Origin of the sequence: Pseudomonas sp. ERMR1:02 (assembly GCF_002277815.1) — a bacterium.
In the GTDB taxonomy this organism is placed as follows: domain Bacteria; phylum Pseudomonadota; class Gammaproteobacteria; order Pseudomonadales; family Pseudomonadaceae; genus Aquipseudomonas.
In genome coordinates this window covers 1-23,083 of the sequence record NZ_NKJI01000029.1, presented here as the reverse complement: position 1 = coordinate 23,083, position 23,083 = coordinate 1, and the positions used below count along the sequence as shown (strand labels likewise).

Here is a 23,083-nt window from a genome sequence, read left to right as displayed (position 1 = left end):
AAGCGGCAATCCAGTGCAGTCAACGCGAAAATTGTACAAACCGTGCCGACGCCTTCGCGGGCAAGCCTCGCTCCTACGGGGATCGTGGTGCATTCGCAACCACACAAAACCCGTAGGAGCGAGGCTTGCCCGCGAAGGGGCCATCACAGGCGCCCAAGAATCAAAGCCCCTCCAACTCCGCCATCAGATCATTCAACCGATCCACCTTCTCCTCGGTAATGTCACTGGCCGTCAACCCATCGATATACCCGGCCAGTTCTTCCACCGTGCTGCACTCGAACATCGCCCGCAGCGGCACATCCCGTTGCAGGATTTTCTGCACCCGCGACGCGATCTGTGTGGCCAGTAATGAATGCCCGCCCAGTTCGAAGAAGTTGTCGCGGATACCGACCATCTCGACCTTCAGCACCTCGGCCCAGATAGCGGCCAAAGTCCCCTCAAGCTCACTGCGCGGTGCTTCATAGTCCTGGCTCTGCAACTGGCCGATCTCCAAGACCGGCAAGGCCTTGCGGTCCAGTTTTCCGTTGGCGTTGAGCGGCATCTTGTCGAGCCACAGCCAGTGCAGCGGCACCATGTATTCCGGCAGTTCGGCGCGCAGGCGTTGCTTGATGCGCTCCAGGCGTTCAGCTGGATTGAGCGCGGAATCCGCCGCTACCATGCTTGCTACCAGGAACCCGACCAGAAGCTTGCCGTTCACACCTTCCTGCACACCGACCGCCGCTTCACGGACTTCCGGTTGCTCATGCAGTCGCGCTTCTATTTCACCCAGTTCGATGCGGTAGCCGCGAATCTTCACTTGATGGTCAATTCGCCCGACGTATTCCAACACGCCGTCACTACGACGGCGAGCCAGGTCGCCTGTGCGATACAGACGATCGCCCGGTGCGCCAAACGGATTGGGCACAAACACCTGCGCGGTGCGCAGCGGATCGCTGACGTAACCGCGACCCACGCCGGTACCGGCGACGGACAACTCGCCCACTGTACCCAACGGCACCAGTTCCAGCGCGCCATCGAGCAGGTACAAACGGTTGTTGTCGGTCGGCGTACCGATCGGCAAATAGCTGCCGCGGGTCGAGTCTATGTCCACGCGGAAGAACGCCACGTCATCCGAGCATTCCGCCGGCCCGTAGGCATTCACCAGCCCGATGTCCGGATAGCGCAACAGCCATTGGTGTGCCAGTTCCGGCGGCATCGCCTCACCGGTCGGCAGCATCCAGCGCAGGCCGTCGAGGCTCATGCGCTCCTGGGCGAGCATGCTCTGGATCAGCGACGGCACGCTTTCCAGCACGCTGATGCCCTGGCTCTGCACATGGGCCAGCAAGCCCTGCGGATCGTGGGCGATGGTGTTCGGCACAATGTCCACCCGCGCACCAAACAGCGGCGCGGCGAGGAACTGCCAGACCGAAATATCGAAGCTTTGCGAAGCGGTCTGGGCGATCACGTCGGCATCGCTCAGGTCCAGGTACGGCACCTTGCTCAGCTGGTTATTGAGCATGCCGCGCTGTTCGACCATCACGCCCTTCGGCAATCCGGTGGAACCCGAGGTGTAGATCACGTACGCCAGGTTATCCGGACCGCTGTAGATGCCTGGATTGCTCACCAATACATCGCTTGCCTGCACCTCCTCCCAAACCAACAACCGAGGACGACTGGCGCAGCCGAATTCCTCTAGCAGCGCGACAGCCTGCTCGCGGCATGCCTGAGTGCACACCAGCAGCGGCGTGCGGCTTAGTTCAATGATCCGGCTCAGGCGCTGACCCGGCAGCCCCGGATCCAGCGGCAGATAACCCGCCCCCGCCTTGAAACTGCCGATGATCATGCCGAGCAGACCAAGGCTGCGCTCAGCCAGCAATGCCACAGGTTGATCCAGCCCGACACCGGCAGCGACCAAGGCATGACCGAGACGGTTACTGCGCTGGTTCAGTTCAAAGTAACTGTGCTGCTGGTCCAGACAACTGGCAGCGATCCGCTGCGGATACTCGGCGACTTGTGCTTCAAACAATGCAACGTAACTCTGCTCCAGCGGATACTCGTGCTCGCTCTGGTTGCAGCCATGGATCAGGAAATCCTGTTCCTCGCCCCCCAACAATGGCAGATCGGCCATGTCACCATGGAACCCTTCGACCAGTGCCAGCAGCAAGCGCTTGAATTCGCCGAGCATGCGCTCGACCGTGGATTCATCGAAATAACGCTGGTCGTAGGACAGGTGCAAGCCCAGGTCATCGCCCGGATAGCACACCGCCGTCAGCGGGAAGTTGGTGTGGGTGCGGCCAGAATCCGAGGTCGCATTGAGGCTCTGCGCACGGTCCAGCACCGAGACTTCCACCGGGGCGTTTTCGAACACGAACAGGCTGTCGAACAGCGGCTGGCCCTTGGGCAATTCGCTCTGTTCCTGAATGCTCACCAGTGGCAGGTATTCGTACTCGCGCAACTGCATGTTGCTGTCGAGCAGGTCCGTCAGCCACTGGCGCACGCTGCATCGTTGATCGTCCTGGGGCATCGTCACCCGCAGCGCGATGCTGTTGATGAACAGGCCGACGGTGCGTTGCATCTCGGGCATTTCCACCGGGCGCCCGGCTACCGTGACACCGAACAGCACGTCGCGATCACCGCTCAGGCGCCGCAGCACCAGGGCCCACGCCGCCTGGGCGAAAGTGTTGATGGTCAGTTGATGGGCCTGGGCCAGTTCACGCAGTTGCGCACCGTCACGGGCGTCGAGCCGGGTATAGCGATCGCCGACAATCATGCCGCCGCTGTCGCCAGCGTGTTCGCGCAGGAACGGCCGGTCGCTGGGGATCGGCGTGGTCCGTTCGAAACCTTGCAGGTTGATTTTCCACCACTGCCGCGCTTCGGCCAGGCTCTGGCGTTGCAGCCAGCCGATGTAGTCGCGATAACGTGGCGGCACGGCCAGCTGCGCTTCCCGGCCTTCGCCCAGAGAGGTGTAGATCTCGAAGAAATCGTTCATCAGCAGCGAACGGCACCAGGCATCGATGAGGATGTGATGGTTGCTCATCATGAACCAGTAACGCTCCGCGCCCACCCGGATCAAACGCAGGTGGAACGGGGCCTGATTGAGCAGATCGAAGCCGGCCTCGCGCTCGCTCTTGAGCAGGGTTTGCAGCTTTGGTTCCTGCTCCGCGTCGGCGATATCGCTCCAGTCGAGGTACTCGATCGGTGTGCTGCCCGGCTTGTGGATAACTTGCAGCATGTCTTCGCCGACGTTCCAGCAGAACGATGCACGCAAGGCTTCATGGCGGGCAATCACCGCTTGCCAGGCCTGGGCAAAGCGCTGCGGATCGAGTTCGCTGTTGATGCGGTAGCGGTCCTGCATGTAATAGAGGCCGGTGCCCGGTTCCAGCAAGGTGTGCAGCAGCATGCCTTCCTGCATCGGGGTCAGCGGGTAGACGTCCTCGATGACGGCGGCCGATACCGGCAGCGCATCGAGTTGTGTCTGGTTCAGTTTGGCCAGCGGGAAGTCCGATGGCGTCAGACCGCCCGCACCATCGCGCAAGCAGTGTTCGATCAGGCTCTGCAGTTCGCCCACGTAGGCGTCGGCCAGATCGCTGATGGTTTGCGGATCAAAGCGCTCGGCGCTGAAGGTCCAGCGCAGCACCAGTTCACCGCCATAGACCTGACTGTCGACGCTCAACTCGTTCGGCAACGGCGCCCGCGGATCGTGGGCCGCGCCGATGGCTTCGTCCAGCGGATGGAACAATGCATCGGCACCGAAGCTCTGGTCAAACTGGCCGAGGTAGTTGAAGGTGATCGGCGCCACCGGCAACACCGCCATGCCGTGGCGGCACTGATCGTCGGCGAGGTAGCGCAGCACGCCGTAACCCAGGCCCTTGTGCGGCACGGCGCGCAATTGTTCCTTTATCGCCTTGATCGAGGCGCCCTGCCCGGCCGCCTCTTCGATGTTCAATGGGGTCAGGCGCAATGGATAAGCGCTGGTGAACCAGCCGACGGTACGGGTCAGGTCGATCTCGTCAAACAGGGCCTCGCGGCCATGCCCTTCCAGTTGAATCAGCGCCGATGCGTGACCGCTCCAGCGGCACAACACACGGGCCAGTGCGGTCAGTAACAGGTCGTTGACCTGGGTGCGATAGGCGCTTGGTGCCTGTTGCAGCAATTGCCGGGTACGCTCGCTGTCGAGGCGCACGCTGACGGTTTGCGCATGCCGATTTTGTCGACCACCTTCGGGGCGATCACACGGCAATTCGGCGCTCGGCCCTGCCAATTGCGTCTGCCACCAGCTCAGTTCTTCACGCAGGGATTCGCTACCGGCATAGGCCTGCAAGCGCGCGGCCCAGTCCTTGAATGCGCTGGTTTTCGCCGGCAGTTTCACCGACTGCTGCGCGTCGAGTTGGCGATACACGGTTTGCAGATCATCCAGCAGCACGCGCCACGAAACGCCGTCCACCACCAAGTGGTGAATGGCGATGAACAGCCGTTGCTGCGCCTCAGGACCATCGACCAGCAGCACGCGCATCAGCGGTCCCTCTTCGAGGTCGAGACTGCGCTGCGCGTCGGCAAACAGAGCGGCGAATTTGTCCATGGACGAAACGCGCACCTGCCACAACACCGGCGCATCGGTAATCGCCTGGTGTTCGGCGTGCCATTGGCCGGCGACCTCGCTGAAGCGCAGGCGCAAGGCGTCATGCTGTTCAATCACCGCCAGCAGCGCTTGCTCCAGACGATGGGGCTCCAGTGCCACACTCGGTTGCAACAGCAACGCCTGGTTCCAGTGCTGGCGCTGCGGGATGTCGGTGTCGAAGAACCAATGCTGGATCGGCGTCAGGCGCGACTCGCCGGTGATCAAGCCCTGCTCTGCAATAACCAGCTCGGCGGCGACCAGTTCGGTGCGGGTCGCCACGGCTGCCAGGGTCTGCACGGTCTGGTGTTGGAACAGGTCGCGCGGGCTGAAGTGAATGCCCTGCTGTCGCGCACGGCTGACCACCTGGATCGACAGGATAGAGTCGCCACCGAGTTCGAAGAAGTTGTCGTTGAGGCCTACCTGTTTGACGTTGAGCACTTCGCACCAGATCTGCGCCAAGGTCAGCTCGAGTTCATTACCCGGCGCCACGTATTGCTGACGGTTCAGCTCCGGGTCCGGTGCCGGCAGTGCGCGGCGGTCGAGTTTGCCGTTGGCGGTCAACGGCATGCTCGCCAGCAGGATCAGGTGCGTGGGCACCATGTAGTCCGGCAGTTGTGCCTTGAGGTGCGACTTGAGCGCTTCGCGCAATGCTAATTGTTGTGCTTCATCCTGTTCGGCGACATCGGATACAAGATAGCCAACCAGCTGCTTGCCGCTCGGTGCATCGAGCGCCAGGACAACCGCTTCACGCACCGATACATGTTCCAGCAGTCGGGTTTCGATCTCGCCCAGCTCGATGCGAAAACCACGAATCTTCACTTGATGGTCAATGCGCCCGAGGTATTCCACCAGGCCATCGGCGCGCTGGCGCACCAGGTCGCCGGTGCGATACAGACGCCCACCATTGTTGGCGAACGGATCCGCCACAAACCGTTCGGCGGTCATGCCCGGACGCTGGTGATAACCCTGGGCCAGGCCAGCGCCGCCGACGTACAACTCGCCGGTAGCACCTTGCGGCACCAAAGCCAGATCGGCATCGAGAATGTACGCCACGCGATCGCCGATTACGCTGCCGATCGGCACGCTGCCGGCGCCTTCTTCCAGTACCTCGGGAGCCAGACTGGCCAATGGCATGACCACAGTTTCGGTCGGACCATAGGCATTGAAGAACAGGCCGGGCTTGAACGCCGCGCGAATCCGTTGCACGTGTTCGCCGGTCAGCGCTTCGCCGCCGGTGATGATCATGCGCACCGGCAGGATTTCATTGCGGGTTGCCAGCCATTGCGCCAACTGGCTGCCGTAGCTTGGGGTAAAGCCAAGAATATTGATGTTGTGACCGCGGATCAGCCCGCAGATTTCTTCGGCATCCCATTGGCCTTGAGCCCGCAAAACAACCTGCGCGCCACTCAACAAAGGCACCAGCAGACGTTCGGTGGCGGCGTCGAAGTTGATCGAATAGAAATGCAGTTCGCAGTCATCCGCACGCATGCCGAAGCGCTCGATCACTGCTTGGCAGTGCATGGCGATTTCCCCATGGGACACAACCACACCTTTGGGCTTACCGGTGGAACCCGAGGTGTAGATCAGGTACGCCTGATGCTGCGGCAGGCTGATGAATGGCAATTCGGTGGCCGGGTAATTCTCCAGTTCGGCGGCGTCTTCTTCGAGGCACCAGCGAGCCACGTTTTGCGGCAAATCACCTAGAGCCTTGAACATCGCCGCATCGCTGAGCATCAGGCCGATACCGCTGTCCTCAATCATGTAATGCAGGCGATCGAGCGGGTACTCCGGGTCCAGCGGCACGTAGGCGCCGCCAGCCTTGAGGATCGCCAGCAGGCCAACGACCATTTCCAGCGAACGCTCCAACGCCAGTCCGACGCGAACCTGCGGCCCGACGCCACGTTCACGCAGCATCCAGGCCAGGCGATTGGCGCGGCTGTCGAGTTCGGCATAGCTTAAGGTCTGCCCGTTGAAGGTCAGGGCCGGCGCATCATTGCGCAGCAGCGCCTGCTCGGCGAACAGCTGATGGATGCACTGGTCGAGGCGATGCTCGCCCGGCTCGACGCCGAGGCTGTCGAGCAGCTGTTGCTGTTCCGGCGCGTCGAGCAGCGGCAGTTCGCTCAGACGCTGTTGCGGATCGGTGATCAGCGCTTGCAGCAGGTTGCGCCAATGTCCGGCCATGCGCGCGATGCGCGGCTCGTCGAACAGATCGGTGCTGTAAGTCAGGCAGCAGCCCAGGCGATGGTCGAGATCGGTGACTTCCAGGTTGAGGTCGAACTTGGTCGCGCGGGCGTCGTTGGCCAGGTACTCCACCGTCATGCCAGCAAGGGTGCGGCTCTGCTGGAATTCCCAGCGCTGCACATTGCACATCACCTGGAACAACGGGTTGTACGCGGCGCTGCGCGGTGGCTGCAAGGCTTCGACCAGATGATCGAACGGCAGATCCTGATGGGACTGGCCTTCAATCACCGTGTGGCGCACCTGCTCGAACAGCTCGCCGACCGACATCTGGCCATCGAGCTGGCAACGCAGCACCTGGGTGTTGAGGAACGCGCCGATCAGCCCTTCGCTTTCCGGGCGGATGCGGTTGGCCACCGGCGCGCCGATGCGCAAGTCGGTCTGGCCGCTGTAGCGGTATAGCAGCACGGCCAGCGCGGCGGTCATGGTCATGAACAGGGTCAGGCCCTGTTGCGCATTGAAGGCGCGGACCTGTGCCGCGAGGTCATCGCTCAGGTCGAATCGGAACAGTTCGCCCTGATGACTTTGCACCGGCGGACGCGGACGGTCGCCGGGCAATTCCAGCAACGGATGTTCGCAGCCCAGTTGCGCGGTCCAGTAGTCGAGCTGGCGCTGACGCTCGCCGGACTCCAGCCACTGACGCTGCCAGACGCTGTAATCCAGGTACTGTACCGGTAGCGGTGCCAGCGGCGATTCACGGCCGTCGACGGACGCTTCGTAAAGCGCACTAAGTTCGCGAGCGAAGATATCCATCGCCCAACCTTCGGTGACGATGTGGTGCAGGGTCAGCACGAAGTAATGCTCTTGCTCTGCGGTCTTGACCAGGCAGGCGCGCAGCAGCGGAGCGGTTTCCAGATCAAACGGCAGGTGCGCTTCATCGTCGGCCAATTGCTGCACCCGCTGCTCGCGGACATCAGCGGCCAGTGTCGAGAAATCCTTCCAATCCATGCGCACAGCCGTCTCGGCATGCACCTGCTGACGAGCCACGCCGTCGACGCTCGGGAACGTGGTACGCAGGGTTTCGTGACGCAGGATCAGCGCTTGCAACGCTGCCTCGAAACGCCCGACATCCAGCACCCCGCGCAGACGCGCCATGCCGCCGACGTTGTAGGCCGGGCTGTCCGGCTCCATTTGCCAGAGGAACCACATGCGCTGCTGGGAATAGGACAGCGGCACCGGTTGGCTGCGGTCGACTTTCTCGATCGGCGGCTGTTTGTTGGTGTGGCCGCTGGCCTGGATCAAGCGGATCTGTTCGGCAAACGCGCCCAGTTCACTGTTCTCGAACAATGCACGCAGAGGCAGTTCGACGTCGCAGGCCTGACGGGTGCGGGAGATGATTTGCGTGGCCAGCAGTGAATGACCGCCGAGTGCGAAGAAATCATCGCGCAGGCCGATTTGTTTTAGACCCAGCACTTCACACCAGATGCCGGCGATTTGTTGCTCCAGTTCAGTCACGGGTTCAACGTGCTCACGAACCTGCCACTGCGGCTCCGGCAAGGCGCGACGGTCGAGTTTGCCGCTCGGGCTGAGGGGCATTTCGTCCAGACGCATCAGTTGCGCCGGGACCATGTATTCAGGCAGCTCAGCCGCCAGTGCGGTTTTCAGGCGCGTGGTTTGAATCTCTTCGGTTTCAGTGGCATCGGTCGCGGTGTAGTAACCGATCAGTTGTCCACCGGCCGAGGTTTCACGCACCAGCACCACGGCCTGGGCAACGCCGTCCTGAGCCAGCAGACGCGCTTCGATTTCTTGCGGCTCGACACGAAAGCCGCGCAGTTTGACCTGCTGATCGAGACGGCCGAGGTATTCGATCACGCCGTCAGCGGTCCAGCGTGCACGGTCGCCAGTGCGATACAGACGCGCGCCCTGCTCGCCTAGTGCATCGACCACGAAGCGTTCGGCAGTCAACGCCGGTCGTCCGAGATAACCACGGGCTAAACCAACGCCACTGATGCACAGTTCGCCCGGCACGCCGGCCGGGACAGGATTCAAGTCGCTGTCGAGCACTCGGCAAATCACGTTGCCCAACGGTCGGCCAATCGGCGAGCGCTCGCCATCAGTCACACTGCAATGCCAATGGGTGACGTTAATTGCGGTCTCGGTCGGACCATAACGGTTATGCAGTTGTACCGCCGGCAGTTGCGCCAGCACGCGGTTACGCAGTTCGGCCGGCAAGGCTTCACCGCCGCAGAACACGCGGCGCAGGCTGGTGCATTCGGCGCTCAGCGGCTCGTCGATGAACAGCGAAAGCAGCGGCGGCACGAAGTGCAGCGTGGTCACGCCATATTCTTGAACCAGCTGCGCGATGCGATGCGGATCGCGGTGTTCTCCGGGGCCGATGATCAGCAGGCGCGCGCCGGCTATCAGCGGCCAGAAGCACTCCCACACCGACACGTCGAAACTGATCGGCGCCTTTTGCATCAGCACGTCGCTGTCGTTCAGGCGATAGGTGCGCTGCATCCATTGCAGACGTTCGGCCAGCGCCGCGTGGGTGTTGCCGACGCCTTTGGGTTGGCCGGTGGAGCCGGAGGTGTAGATCACGTACGCGAGGTTATCGCCGTGCAAATGCAGGCCTGGCGCATGGCTTGGCCAGTTTTCCAGATGCAGGGCGTCCATGGCGATCACGCTGACGCCATCACTGGCCGGCAAGCGATCGAGCAATTGGGTCTGCGTCAGCAGCAATTCGACGCCACTGTCACTGAGCATGTAGGCCAGGCGCTCGGCGGGGTAATCCGGGTCCAGCGGCACATACGCACCACCGGCCTTGATGATCGCCAGCAGGCCGATCAGCAGTTGCGGCGAACGCTCGGCGGCGATGGCCACACAGACATCCGGGCCAACGCCTTTGTCGCGCAGGTAATGCGCCAGGCGGTTGGCCTGGGCGTGCAGTTCGGCGAAGTCCAGGCGACCGCCGTCCCACAGCAGCGCGGTGCGTTCCGGGGTCTGGCGTGCCTGCTCATTGAGCAGCTCCGGCAGCCACTTTTGCGCCGGATCGCAAGGGGCGACGCCCCAGTCGCCTTGTTGATCGTGTTCGGTTGAAGACATTAATTGCAGGTCGCCGACAGCGGTGGTCGGCTGCGTGCAAATACTTTCAAGCAGATGGATGAAATGCTCGGCCAGACGCTCGATGGTCGCGGCGTCGAACAGTTCATTGGCATAGTCGAAGGATAGGGTCAGGCGAGCGTTGCGATCTTCTTCGCTATGCAATTGCAGATCGAACTTGGCTTCACGGCTATGCCACGGCAGCTCTTCAGCCAGCAGCCCCGGCAGGCGCTTCAAGGCGCTGAGGTCGCGCTGCTGGTGGTTGAACATGACCTGGAACAAGCCCTGTTCGCGCGCCTGGGGGAAGGCTTCGAGCAGTTGTTCGAATGGCAGGTCCTGATGCGCTTGCGCGTCCAGTGCGGCCCGTCGGGTTTGACCCAACAGTTGCGCGAACGGCAGACGCGAATCGAGCTCGGCACGCAATACTTGGGTATTGATGAAGAAGCCGATCAGACCCTGAGTTTCGAGGCGCGGGCGGTTGGCGTTGGGCACGCCGATGCGGATGTCGCGTTGACCGCTGTAGCGATGCAACAGGGTCTGGAACGCTGCGAGCAGCAGCATGAAGGTTGTCGATTCATGGGCGTGGGCGGTCTGGCGAATGGCCTCGCTCAGGGGCGCGCCCAGACGCACGGTGTGGCGGGCGGCGCTGTGGGTTTGCCTGGCAGAACGCGGATGATCGGTGGCCAGTTCGAGCGTCGGGTGTTCGTCACCCAGTTGCGCTTTCCAGTAAGCCAGCTGACGCTCGCCCTCCCCTTGCGCCAGCCATTGGCGCTGCCAGCTGCCGTAATCGGCGTATTGCGTGGGCAATGCCGCGAGTGCCGCTTGCTGCCCTTGAGAGGCCGCCGCGTATAACCGGGAAAACTCGTCGATCAGCACGTTCAGCGACCAACCATCGGCGATGATATGGTGCAGGGTCACCAACAGCTGATGATCTTCCTCGTCAAGACGCACCAACGTCACCCACAGCAACGGGCCCTTTTCCAGATCGAACTGAGTGCGTGCTTCGTCCTCGCGGATCTGCTGCGCACGCGCTTCACGCTCGACGCCCGGCAGATCGCTGATGTCGATCAATTGCAGGTTGAATTCGCCAGCGGCATCGACCTGTTGCAGAGCTACGCCGTCGCGCTCAAAGAAGCGCGTGCGCAAGGATTCGTGGCGCTCGATCAACTGCTGGAAGCTTGCGCGCAAGGCCTCTTCGTCTAGCTCGCCGCGCAGGCGCAAGGCGCCGGGAATGTTGTAGGCGCTGCTTTGCGGATCGAGTTGCCAGGTTATCCACAGGCGGTTTTGCGCCAGGGATTGCGGCATAGCCTCAGTGCGCGACAAAGCGGTGATTGTGCCTTGAGCGCTGCCGCCGTCTTGTTGCTGCTGCACCACAGCGGCGGCAAACGCGGCCAGGGTCGGCGCCTCGAACAGCAAACGCAGATTCAGCTCCAGGCCCAGTTCTTCGCGCACCCGGGCAATCACCTGCGTGGCGGTGATCGAGTTGCCGCCGAGCAGGAAGAAGTGATCGTCGGCGGCGACCTGTTTGACCTGCAACTGCTCGCACCAGATCTGGCCGATCAGGTTTTGCAGATCGGTACCCGATTCGGTTTGGCTTTGTTCTTCGGCAGTGGTCGAAGGGAAAACCGCATAGCTGTCGAGGCTGCCATCCACCAGTCGATTACGGCACGCCGAGCGTTGCAATTTGCCGCTGGAGGTCTTGGGCAATGCGCCCGGATTGAGCAAAACCACCATACTCGGCGCTTGCTGATACGCCTCGGCCACGGCCTGACGGATGGCTTTGATCAAGGCTTCGGGCGGCAGGATTTTTTGCACGCTGCGGCTGATTTCCGCGGCGATGCCGATGCCTTCCTGTCCGTCGAGATTCACTGCGAAAGCAGCGACGCGCCCCTTGCGTACCACCTCCACTTCACATTCGACGGTCTGCTCGATGTCCTGTGGATAAAGGTTATGACCACGCACAATTAACATGTCTTTCAGGCGACCAGTGATGAACAGTTCACCGCCCCGCATGAAGCCCAGATCACCGGTGCGCAACCAGGTCTTGCCGGCGTGCTGGACAAAGGTCTTGGCGGTCGCCTCCGGGTTGCGCCAGTAGCCGTGGGCGATGCTCGGGCCGGTGGCCCAGACTTCGCCGACTGCGTTGTCTGCCAGTTCGGCAAGCGTCACTGGGTCGATGATCAGCACCCCATGATCGGGCTGACTGATGCCGCAGCTCATGATCGCGCTGCCCTCGCCCGCTTCTGCACGGTTCTGCGCCAGGGCTTGATCGTCGACACGCAGGTTGCCGATGCCTTGACTGCGGGTTGTACCGGCGACGAACAGTGTGGCTTCGGCCAGACCATAAGAGGCCATGAAGCTGTCTTCAGCGAAACCGCAGGTGGCGAACTTCTCGGCAAAGCGTTGCAGAGTATCGAGGCGGATCGGTTCGGACCCGGAATACGCCACGCGCCAGCGGCTCAGGTCGAGCCGTTCCAGCGCCGACTCGCTGACCCGCTCGCTGCACAGTCGATAGGCAAAATCCGGCCCGCCGCTGATGGTGCCGCCGTACTCACTGATCGCTTCCAGCCAGCGCAACGGTCGGCCGAGGAAGCACGCCGGCGCCATCAAAACGCACGGCACGCCGCTGAATATCGGCTGCAATAGACCGCCGATCAGGCCCATGTCGTGGTACAGCGGCAGCCAGCTGACGATCACGTCGTCGGGATTGAGGTCGATGCCGAAACCGTGACGAATCAGCAGTTCGTTGGTCACCAGGTTGCCGTGACTGACTTGCACGCCCTTCGGCAATGCTGTGGAACCGGAGGTGTATTGCAGGAACGCGATGTGCTCATCGGCCAGGTCCGGCGCGACCCACCGTTCGGCCAGCGCATTGTCGAGGTTATCGACGCACAGCAGCGGCGGCGCGCCTTCAATTTCCAGCAGTGCATCGCGCAGACCGGAGCTGGTCAGCAGCAGGCGCGGTTCGGCGTCGCCGATGATCGACAGCAGTCGCTCCTGATGATGACGACGCGTCGACTCCGGAGGATAAGCCGGCACGGCGATGACACCGGCATACAGGCAGCCGAAAAACGCCGCGACGTAATCCGGGCCGCTGGGAAACAGCAGCACCGCGCGATCGCCAAAACCGGCTTCGGCCTGCAACGCGCCGGCAATCGTCCGCGCTCGTTGATCCAGTTCGCGATAACTGAGCACCACAGCCTGATCCCGGGTTTCGGCGAGAAAACGCAAGGCCACCCGATCCGGCGTCAGCGCCGCGCGACGCTGAAGGGCTTGGACCAGTGTGCTGGGGATTTCGAACGCGTCGGTCATGAGGTTTCCTGCCTGAATTCGGCTTGCAATTGGAATCGGTTTTCGTATGTCACGACGTTCCCTGTAGGAGCAGCCGGTCGACGCTCGAATGCTCGCGAAAAACCGGAGAACACCGCGGGGAGTCAGGCACCCAGCGTTATCGTTGGCGACCATCGCGAGCAGGCTGTTCCTACAGGGTGATGGGGATTGCGCTGTGTCATTCACCAAAGAGAACGGATAGCGTCTTGAAATAATTAGGACGGGATGAGTCAGCGTGTCGAAGTTCTTACTCTGCACTTCCGTGGAGCATTAGTTCTCTTTCTCAATTGACAATCATTATCATTCAACATAATTTGTCGCTCGATGTGTAGGACAGCCAAGGTCTCTGGCGTCCCACCAACCTATTTGGCAGCAGGGTGATTTCCATGATGGAACAAGTGTCCACAAGCAGGTGCGATTCGCCGCTACTTCAGGCCTTCGTCGACAATCGACTGATTCTGGTCAAGATTGCAGCCCGCATCACCGGCTGCCGCTCGCGTGCCGAGGATGTGGTGCAGGACGCGTTCTTCCGACTGCAATCGGCGCCGCAGATCACATCCTCCTTCAAGGCTCAGCTCAGCTACTTGTTCCAGATCGTGCGTAACCTGGCGATCGATCACTACCGCAAACAGGCGCTGGAACAGAAGTATTCCGGGCCTGAAGAGGAAGGGCTGAACGTGGTGATTCAGGGGGCTTCACCGGAAACCTCGCACATCAATTTTTCGACCCTGGAAAACATCGCCGACGCGCTCACCGAACTGCCGAGCCGCACCCGCTACGCCTTCGAGATGTACCGCCTGCACGGCGTACCGCAAAAGGACATCGCCAAGGAACTCGGCGTCTCCCCGACCCTGGTGAACTTCATGATTCGCGATGCGCTGGTGCATTGCCGCAAGGTATCGGGGAGTCGCGCGGATGCCATCGCGCGCCGTTAAAAGCTTCGCGGGCAAGCCTCGCTCCTACAGGTTTTGCGGTGAATCGAAATCTATGATCCAGCCGCAAAACCTGTAGGAGCGAGGCTTGCCCGCGAAGACTGACTCAAGATCAATACAGATCTTGAGCCCACCGTATCAAGCCAACTCACACCGTTCAAAAAACCGCTCACGCCCCAGCACCATCAACGCGGCGCGCTTGTGCGGGAAGTCGAATTCTTTCTCGCAATGGAATCGCTGACCCTGCATGTATCCGATCATCTTGCCGTTGTCGGCGCGCGGCTCGGCGACCACCCGCTGGGTACGCGGATCATCGAGAAACAGGAAATGCACCAGCGCCGATAACCAGCTCGCCACCTTATGTGGGCCACGCTGGTTTTCTTCGCCCACCAGCATGTGAATGCCACGGTCGTAATCACCGGCATCAAAGAACGGTGCGATGCGATCTTCCTTGGCCCAATAGGCTTCGAAATAGGCGAACGGCTGATCGTCGAAACAACCGATCAGTGTCAGGGTGTGAGGGTCATCTTCGAGTTTGCTCAGGTACTCGCGATGCTGTTCGAGGCTGCCCTCCTCCTGCCAGAAACTCGCGACTCGCGGGCTGTTCTGCCAACGATTGAAACGGGTCAGGTCCAGGTCGATGTCCACCGTACGCAGGGAAATCCACATCCCCAACCGCACATCGAAACGCCGATAGACCTCGCCCCGTGGCTTCAACGGCCGCAGCGGATGACGCTTGCCGCCACTGATGACCATTTGTTGTGGATAACTGCTGGGCAGCGCCAGCCAGGGTTGCGGCAACTGCCAGAACAAGGTGCGCTCGCAGCGATATTGACCAACCGTTTCGGTGGGGATCAGCAGGCCGCTGAGTAACGCCTCAGTCGGGGTTTCATCGAGTCGCCAGGTCAGGCGTTGGCGAGCCGGGTCACGGGCGAACAGCCAGTAACAGGCAGCCCAGATGGCCTGGTTGGCAGGGCGGCCGCCTTCTTCCAGTTGCAACTGCAGCTCGGGGTCTCGGGTTAGCTGCAGCTCGATCAGCGGTTGGCCTTCGAGGCTCAGACTCAGCCGGTTTTCGGTTTCATCAGCTACGAGACTGCCGCCTGTGGGTAAGGCCAGGGTAGTCAGGTCATTCAGATTGGACATGGGTCGGGCTCACGATAATCGTCGACAGTTCAACGATGGGACGTGAGCCGAGGCGGGAAATTTAAGAGAATCCGATTAAGTCGGTGTGCATATCCGTTTCTTCGGTAACGGCGACTTAAGGTTCCGCTTTTACAGCGGGTCACTTTGAAAAGCGGAACGCCGCCCGGCGCAAAGTAACCAAACGCTCTTGCCCCACCACTCGGTGCCTCGCTGTGGCTCGGCATGCCCTCACTCCGGCCATCGTGGTTTAACGGGGCGCATGGATCAAAAACAAAGCGAGGCGGCCTGACAGCCGACCTGATTTCGAATGAACGCGTTCCTCTGTAGGAGCGATGCTTGCTCGCGATGGACGTCAACGATAACTCGACCTGTCTGAATGAACGCGTTGTCTGGACGTTTTTCGCGAGCAGGCTCGCTCCTACAGTGGAACGAGTCATCCACGCAATCAGGTCGGCTGTCAGGCCGCCTCGCGCGCTTTTGATTTGGCTTTTGATCTGCTTGCCCCATCGAGAGGCCGAGCGCAGGTTCTCTGTAGGAGCAAAGCTTGCTCGCGATGGCGGCGTACCAGGCGCCATCGCGAGCAAGCTTTGCTCCTACAGGCTCTTCCAAGTGACTCGCTGTAAGAGCGAAACCGCCAGCAGCCATCACCTTAAAAATGGATATTCACCCAATCCCAATGTGTCTGAGGCAGTCACCGCGGAACCGGCACAATTGCAATCTTGTATGGATCAAAAATCCTCAGCATCTGGCCATTGTCCCGCAACCCCTGAAGCAATTTGCCGAACGCCTCGCCAGTGATCGGTGCGGTCGGGCGCAGGATCGCGTAATGGTGATAAAGCTGGTCGATACGATCGGACACCAGCAACTGATCAGCGACTTTCATATTGCGTAAAAAGTAGTCGCTCAAGTAGGAGCGCGTGACCAGGGCGATGTCGGCGCGGCCTCGCAGCACCATCAGCAGGTTACTGTCATGGGAGTAGGTCAACGTGGCGTTGTAGTGGGTGGCGAGGTATTTGGGTTCGGCGTTGAAGCTGGCGAACTCGTAGTGGTAACCGCTGAACAGCGCCAGACGCTTGCCCGTCAGGTCATCAAAGTAGTCTTGCTGGCGAACCGGCCGGCCTTCGGGCTGGCGCTGCGCGACGAATATCTCAGCGTCCTCCAGGCCCATATCGACAGCGATGTGCGGGATATCTTTCCAGCCCCACTCGGGGTTTTCGAAGATCGCCATATCCACCCGGGCTTGCTTGAAGTCACCAAAGCGCCTGGGAATGGAAGTGGGCACCAACACGAATTGATAGTCGCTTTGCAGGGCATTGAGCGCCTCGACCAGTTGCGGCAGCAGGCCCGTGTCGGCGCCGGTTTCCGGGCGCACGGTATAAGGAGGAAAGTGTGCGGCACCAATGCGCACCAGTTGTGCAGCCTGGGACGGCATCACCCATAACGCCGCAAGCGCTGCCAGCAAAAGCCGCAAAGCCGTCCGAATTGGCGAAGACATCAAAACGACCCACTCCCCAAAATACTGCATCAATGCATTCACGCTAGGTTTTGCACAGTTAGCCAGTTTCCTGCCGACCAACACAAACTTATTATTTTTCCTCCAGCACCAGAATCAGCGCCTCATCGGCCAACTGATCGAGGCTCATGCTGCCATCGGCGCGAAACCAAGTGGTGGTCCAGGACAGCGCTCCGGTGAGGAAACGCCGGGTGACAAATACATCACCGCGGATGAAACCGGCGCTCTTGGCCTCACCCAGCACCTGCAGCCAGATGTCTTCATAGATGTCCCGCAGCGCCAGGACTTTTGCCTGGCCGTCCTCGGACAGTGAGCGCCATTCGTAGACCAGCACCGCCATGGCCTCGCCGCTGCCGCCCATGATCGATTGCAATTCGCAGCGGATCAGCGCCAGTACTCGCTCGCGAACGCTGTCGGCCTCGGCGATGGCCGCACGCATCAACGCGGTGTTGTAGCGGATCGTCTCTTCCATCACTGCCCGCAGGATTTCGTCCTTGCTTTTAAAGTGATGGAAAATGCTCCCGGACTGAATACCCACGGCGCCGGCCAGGTCGCGCACGGTGGTGCGCTCATAGCCTTTATTGCGAAACAGGTGAGCCGCCACTTGCAGCAGCTTGCCACGGGCGCTGTCCGGATCGGTCAACTGGCCGTTGTCGACCAAATCGCGCATGACCCTCAGGGCTTTTTGCTCGTCCACCCGTTCTCTCCTACAGTCGATCAATCTATACGCCACCCATCATGTAGGAGCGAGCTCGCTCGCGATGGACGTTAACGATGACGCGTTCAGCCTGAATGCACTCTGCGTCCTCACATCCTTCGCGAGCGAGCTCGCTCCTACAGTTTCGTGCGGTTGCGCGGGCAATTTAAGCTGGCATTGGCAACCAAGCAAGCGCTCGGGCTGAAGATATTTCAGGCATTTACAAACCAAGCGCTTGCTTGGTAGTCTCGAAACACGTCTGTCGGAGGTGGTTATGGAATTGACTGCGCCCAAAACAATTCGCATCGGTTGCGCCAGCGCCTTCTGGGGCGACACTTCGACCGCCGCCGCGCAATTGGTGGAAGGCGGACACCTGGACTATCTGGTGTTCGATTACCTGGCTGAAATTACGATGTCGATCATGGCCGGTGCGCGGATGAAAGATCCCCACTCCGGTTACGCCAGCGACCTCGTCGAAGTCTTGAGCCCGCTGCTTACACAACTCGCGGAGCAAAAAATCCGCGTCATCAGTAATGCCGGCGGGGTCAATCCACAGGCCTGCGCCGCCGCCTTGCAAGCGGCCTGCGACAAGGCCGGGGTCACATTAAAGATCGCCGTGTTGCTCGGTGACGACCTGCAACCGCAGTTCAAACAGCTCAGCACTCGCGGCATCCATGAAATGTTCAGCGGCGCCCCACTGCCACCGATGTGCGTCTCGACCAATGCCTACCTCGGCGCGCCGGGCATCGTCGAAGCATTGCGTTTGGGGGCGGACATCGTGATCACCGGGCGCGTGGTCGACAGCGCTGTGGTCAGCGCCGCGCTGGTGCATGAGTTCAAATGGTCGTGGCATGACTACGACAAGTTGGCCCAGGCTGCGCTGGCCGGGCACATCATCGAATGCGGCGCCCAGTGCACCGGGGGCAATTTTACCGATTGGCGCGATGTACCCGACTACGAGCACATCGGTTTTCCCATCGTCGAAGTCAGCGCCGACAGTCAGTTCATCGTCAGTAAACCCGAAGGCACAGGTGGTTTGGTCACGCCGCTGACGGTCGGCGAGCAGATGCTCTATGAGATCGGTGATCCTCGCGCCTACCTACTGCCCGACGTGGTTTGTGATTTCACCCGGGTCAAACTCGTGCAGCAAGGCAAAAACGCCGTTCAGGTGCACGGCGCAAAAGGTTTACCGCCGACCGATCAGTACAAGGTCAGCGCCACGTATCCGCAGGGCTTTCGTTGCACCGCCAGTTGCCTGATCGCGGGTATTGATGCGGTCGACAAGGCCCGGCGTGTGAGCGCGGCGATCATCAACAAGACTTCGCAAATATTCGCTGAACGCGGTTGGGCGCCATACAGCGAGGTGAACATCGAACTACTCGGCAGTGAAGCCACCTACGGCCCCCACGGCCAGCGCCAGGACAGTCGCGAAGTGGTGATCAAGCTCGCCGTGCGCCATCCGGACAAGCAGGCGTTGATTGTGTTCTCCCGGGAAATCGCCCAGGCCGCCACCGGCATGGCGCCAGGGCTGACCGGTATCGTCGGCGGCCGGCCGACGGTGTATCCGCTGATCCGGCTGTTCTCATTCCTTGTCGACAAAGCTACCTGCACGATGGAAATTGATCTTATGGGCCAGTGCCACCCATGCGCCCTGCCCGCGCTGGATGTGCTCGATACCCGCGACTTGCCCGCACCGTTCGAACCACCCAAACCAATGGCCCGGCCGATGCCAGCGTCGCCCTGGTCAAACTCGCCGTGGCCCGCTCGGGCGACAAGGGTAACCACAGCAACATCGGGGTCATGGCCCGCGATCCCGAGTTCCTGCCGTGGATCGCCGAGGCGTTGACTCCCGAAGTGATCGTCGACTGGATGAGCCATGTCCTCGACCCGATCCACGGACGCGTCGAGCGCTGGTATTTGCCCGCCACCCATAGCCTTAATTTTCTCCTGGAAAACGCCCTCGGTGGCGGTGGCGTCGCCAGCCTGCGCATCGACCCGCAAGGCAAGGCTTTCGCCCAGCAATTGCTGGAAATCCAGATTCCGGTGCCGCAGCGCATCGCCGACCAGGTCAACTAGAGGACTGCCGCCATGGCCTACGATTCGATTTTCAAAGCCGATCTGTTGCAGGCTTTACCGTCATCGTCACCGGCGGCGGCAGTGGCATCGGCCGCTGCACCGCTCACGAACTGGCGGCCCTCGGCGCGCATGTGCTGCTGGTCGGGCGCAAGGCCGACAAACTGAAAGCTGTCGCCGCCGAGATTGCTGAAGACGGTGGCAAGGCTGACTGGAGCACCTGCGATATCCGCGAGGAAGAAGCGGTTTCGTACCTGGTCAGCGAACTGGTCCGCAAGCACGGACCGATCCACGGCCTGGTCAACAATGCCGGCGGGCAATACCCGTCGCCGCTGGCGTCGATCAACCAGAAAGGTTTCGAAACCGTGATGCGCACCAATCTGGTGGGCGGTTTCCTGATGGCCCGGGAAGTGTTCAACCAGTCAATGAGCAAGCACGGTGGCGCCATCGTCAACATGCTCGCCGACATGTGGGGTGGTATGCCTGGCATGGGTCACTCCGGCGCGGCGCGTTCGGGCATGGACAACCTGACCAAGACTGCGGCCTTTGAGTGGGGTTATGCCGGGGTCCGGGTCAACGCCGTGGCGCCGGGCTGGGTCGCCTCCAGCGGCATGGACACCTACGAAGGTGCATTCAAGGCGGTGATTCCGACCTTGCGCGAACACGTGCCGCTCAAGCGCATCGGCACCGAATCGGAAGTCAGCGCGGCGATCGTGTTTCTGCTGAGCCCGGCGGCGGCGTTTATCAGCGGTAGCACTTTGCGCATTGACGGTGCGGCTAGCCTCGGCGGGCGGGCGTGGCCGATTCACAAGGCGACGAACAGTGAGTCGTACAACGGTTTTCATCGCGCGTACCTTCCGGACGTCCTCAAGGACAAGGAATAACCCATGCCGGTGATTCAGTCGCAACTTGACCCCAACAGCGAACAGTTCGCCCGCAATCGCGCGGCGATGCTGGTGGGCATCGAGCAAGTCCGAGCGCTCGAACAGAACCTGTTGAACAAGGCAGCCGAGGCCAAAACCAAGTTCGACAAGCGCGGGCAATTGCTGCCCCGAGAACGCCTCAACCTGCTGCTGGACCCCGGCGCGCCGTTCCTCGAACTGGCGAGCCTGGCCGGCTATAAGCTGCACGATGATAAGGACGGCAGCTCGGCCGGTGGCGGCTTGATCGCCGGTATCGGCTATGTGTCCGGCGTGCGTGCGCTTGTGGTGGCTAACAACAGCGCGATCAAGGGAGGGACCATCTCCCCCAGCGGTTTGAAAAAATCCCTGCGCCTGCAACAGATCGCCATGGAAAACAAATTGCCGGTGATTACCCTCGCCGAAAGCGGCGGCGCCAACCTCAACTATGCGGCGGAGATTTTTGTCGAAGGCGCGCGCAGCTTTGCCAATCAGGCGCGGATGTCGGCCATGGGCCTGCCGCAGATTACCGTCGTGCACGGCTCGGCCACGGCGGGCGGCGCGTATCAGCCAGGGTTGTCGGACTACATGGTGGTGGTGCGCGGCAAGGCCAAGCTGTTTCTCGCTGGTCCCCCGCTGCTCAAGGCTGCCACTGGCGAAGTCGCTACCGACGAAGAACTGGGCGGCGCCGAGATGCACGCGCAAATCGCCGGCACTGCCGAATACCTGGCCGAAAATGATGCCGATGGTGTGCGTCAGTACGCGAGATCGTCAGCCTGCTGTCATGGAACGATCAACTGCCGTGGCTCCCTGAACCGCAGTGGGAAGAACCGCTCTATCCCATCGATGAACTGCTGGGGCTGATCCCGGATGATCCGAAAAAACCTTACGACGTACGCGAAATCATCGCCCGTATCGCCGATGGCTCGAGCTTCCTCGAATTCAAGGTCGAGTTCGATCAGCAGACCGTTTGCGGTCATTTGAGAATCCAGGGTCGCACGTGCGGCTTTATTGGCAACAATGGCCCGATCACGCCCAAGGGTGCGAGCAAGGCTGCACAGTTCATTCAGCTGTGTGATCAGAGCCAGACGCCGTTGCTGTTTTTTCACAACACCACCGGTTCATGGTCGGCACTGAATCGGAACAGCAAGGCGTGATAAAGCATGGCGCCAAGATGATCCAGGCAGTAGCAAATGCTCGGGTGCCGAAACTCACCATCGTGGTCGGCGGTTCCTATGGGGCGGGCAATTATGCGATGTGCGGCCGCGGCCTCGACCCGCGCTTCATCTTCGCCTGGCCCAACAGTCGCACCGCAGTGATGGGCGGCGCCCAGGCCGGCAAGGTGCTGCGGATCGTCACCGAGGCCAAACAGGCCAAGGATGGCCTGGTGCCCGACCCGAAAATGCTCGACATGCTGGAACAAGTGACCGCGCAGAAACTCGACAGTCAGTCCACGGCGCTCTACGGCAGTGCCAACCTGTGGGACGACGGTTTGATCGATCCGCGCGATACCCGGACCTTGCTCGGGTATTTGCTGGATATTTGTCATGAGGCCGAGGTGCGGCCGCTGCAAGCCAACAGTTTTGGTGTCGCCCGGTTTTGATTGATCGTTCCCACGCTCTGCGTGGGAATGCAGCCCGGGACGCTCTGCGTCCCAAGAGCGGACGCAGAGCGTCCATTGAGGCGTTCCCACGCAGAGCGTGGGAACGATCGGGTTCGTCAGGAGAACAATAAAAATGATCTTCACCCAGGAACACGAAGCACTGCGTCGCACCATCCACCAATTCGTCGATCACGAGATCAACCCTCACGTCGAGGAATGGGAAAAGGCCGGGCGTTTTCCGATCCACGAAATCTTCCGCAAGGCCGGCAACCTTGGCCTGCTGGGGATTTCCAAACCGGAAAAATTCGGCGGAATGGGGCTGGACTACAGCTACTCGATTGTCGCCGCCGAAGAGTTCGGCACCATTCATTGCGGCGGCATTCCGATGTCCATTGGTGTACAGACCGACATGTGCACCCCGGCCCTTGCACGTTTCGGCTCCGATGAGCTGCGCGACGAGTTTCTGCGCCCGGCAATCAGCGGCGAGCAGGTCGGCTGCATCGGGGTGTCCGAAGTCGGTGCCGGTTCCGACGTTGCCGGGTTGAAAACCACCGCGCGCAAGGATGGCGACGACTACGTGATCAACGGCAGCAAGATGTGGATCACCAACTCACCGAGCGCCGATTTCATTTGTCTGTTGGCCAACACCTCGGACGACAAACCGCACATCAACAAATCGCTGATCATGGTGCCAATGAACACGCCTGGCATCAGCCTCAGTTCACACCTGGACAAGCTCGGCATGCGCAGTTCGGAAACCGCCCAAGTGTTTTCGACAACGTGCGCGTGCCGCAGCGCAACCGCATCGGCCATGAAGGCGCGGGGTTCATGATGCAGATGGTGCAGTTCCAGGAGGAACGCCTGTTCGGCGCGGCGAACATGATCAAGGGCTTGGAGTACTGCGTCGACAGCACCATCGAATACTGCAAGGAGCGCAAGACGTTCGGTATGCGCTGATCGACAACCAGGTCATTCACTTCCGCCTGGCCGAATTGCAGACCGAAATCGAATGCTTGCGG

At 61.0% G+C, this 23,083-nt stretch carries 5 protein-coding genes and 4 pseudogenes; 5 read left to right on the top strand and 4 right to left on the bottom strand.

The features are described from left to right. Positions 1-160: 160 nt before the first annotated feature. Positions 161-13,186: a non-ribosomal peptide synthetase gene (locus CES87_RS29895; protein ID WP_128608941.1), complete on the bottom strand. Its 13,026-nt coding sequence runs from the start codon at positions 13,184-13,186 to the stop codon at positions 161-163. A 404-nt stretch (positions 13,187-13,590) separates the two neighbouring features. On the opposite strand from CES87_RS29895, the gene CES87_RS29890 reads away from it, so the two are divergent. Further along, on the top strand, positions 13,591-14,139 hold the full coding sequence (locus CES87_RS29890; protein ID WP_128608940.1) for an RNA polymerase factor sigma-70: 549 nt from the start codon (positions 13,591-13,593) through the stop codon (positions 14,137-14,139). Positions 14,140-14,274: 135 nt separating this feature from the next. Here CES87_RS29890 and CES87_RS29885 read toward each other — a convergent pair whose 3' ends face one another. The 3 genes from CES87_RS29885 to CES87_RS29870 all read right to left on the bottom strand — a co-directional run bounded on the left by CES87_RS29885 (position 14,275) and on the right by CES87_RS29870 (position 17,489). Further along, positions 14,275-15,279 (bottom strand): GNAT family N-acetyltransferase, encoded by a 1,005-nt coding sequence (locus CES87_RS29885; protein ID WP_128608939.1) that lies wholly within the window; start codon positions 15,277-15,279, stop codon positions 14,275-14,277. A 691-nt stretch (positions 15,280-15,970) separates the two neighbouring features. Next, a complete protein-coding gene (locus CES87_RS29875; RefSeq protein WP_178081508.1) occupies positions 15,971-16,774 on the bottom strand; it encodes an ABC transporter substrate-binding protein in 804 nt (267 codons plus the stop codon). Between the two features lie 91 nt (positions 16,775-16,865). Further along, complete coding sequence (locus CES87_RS29870; RefSeq protein WP_128608936.1) at positions 16,866-17,489, bottom strand: TetR/AcrR family transcriptional regulator; 624 nt, start codon at positions 17,487-17,489, stop codon at positions 16,866-16,868. A gap of 274 nt (positions 17,490-17,763) precedes the next feature. On the opposite strand from CES87_RS29870, the pseudogene CES87_RS29865 reads away from it, so the two are divergent. From CES87_RS29865 to atuD, 4 pseudogenes are all read left to right on the top strand, one after another. Beyond that, positions 17,764-19,565, top strand: a pseudogene (locus CES87_RS29865) (acyclic terpene utilization AtuA family protein). A gap of 12 nt (positions 19,566-19,577) precedes the next feature. Continuing rightward, a pseudogene (locus tag CES87_RS29860) lies at positions 19,578-20,446 on the top strand (SDR family oxidoreductase). Between the two features lie 3 nt (positions 20,447-20,449). Next, a pseudogene (gene atuC / locus CES87_RS29855) lies at positions 20,450-22,064 on the top strand (geranyl-CoA carboxylase subunit beta). A gap of 133 nt (positions 22,065-22,197) precedes the next feature. Beyond that, positions 22,198-23,083, top strand: a pseudogene (gene atuD, locus CES87_RS29850) (citronellyl-CoA dehydrogenase); the annotation flags it as partial.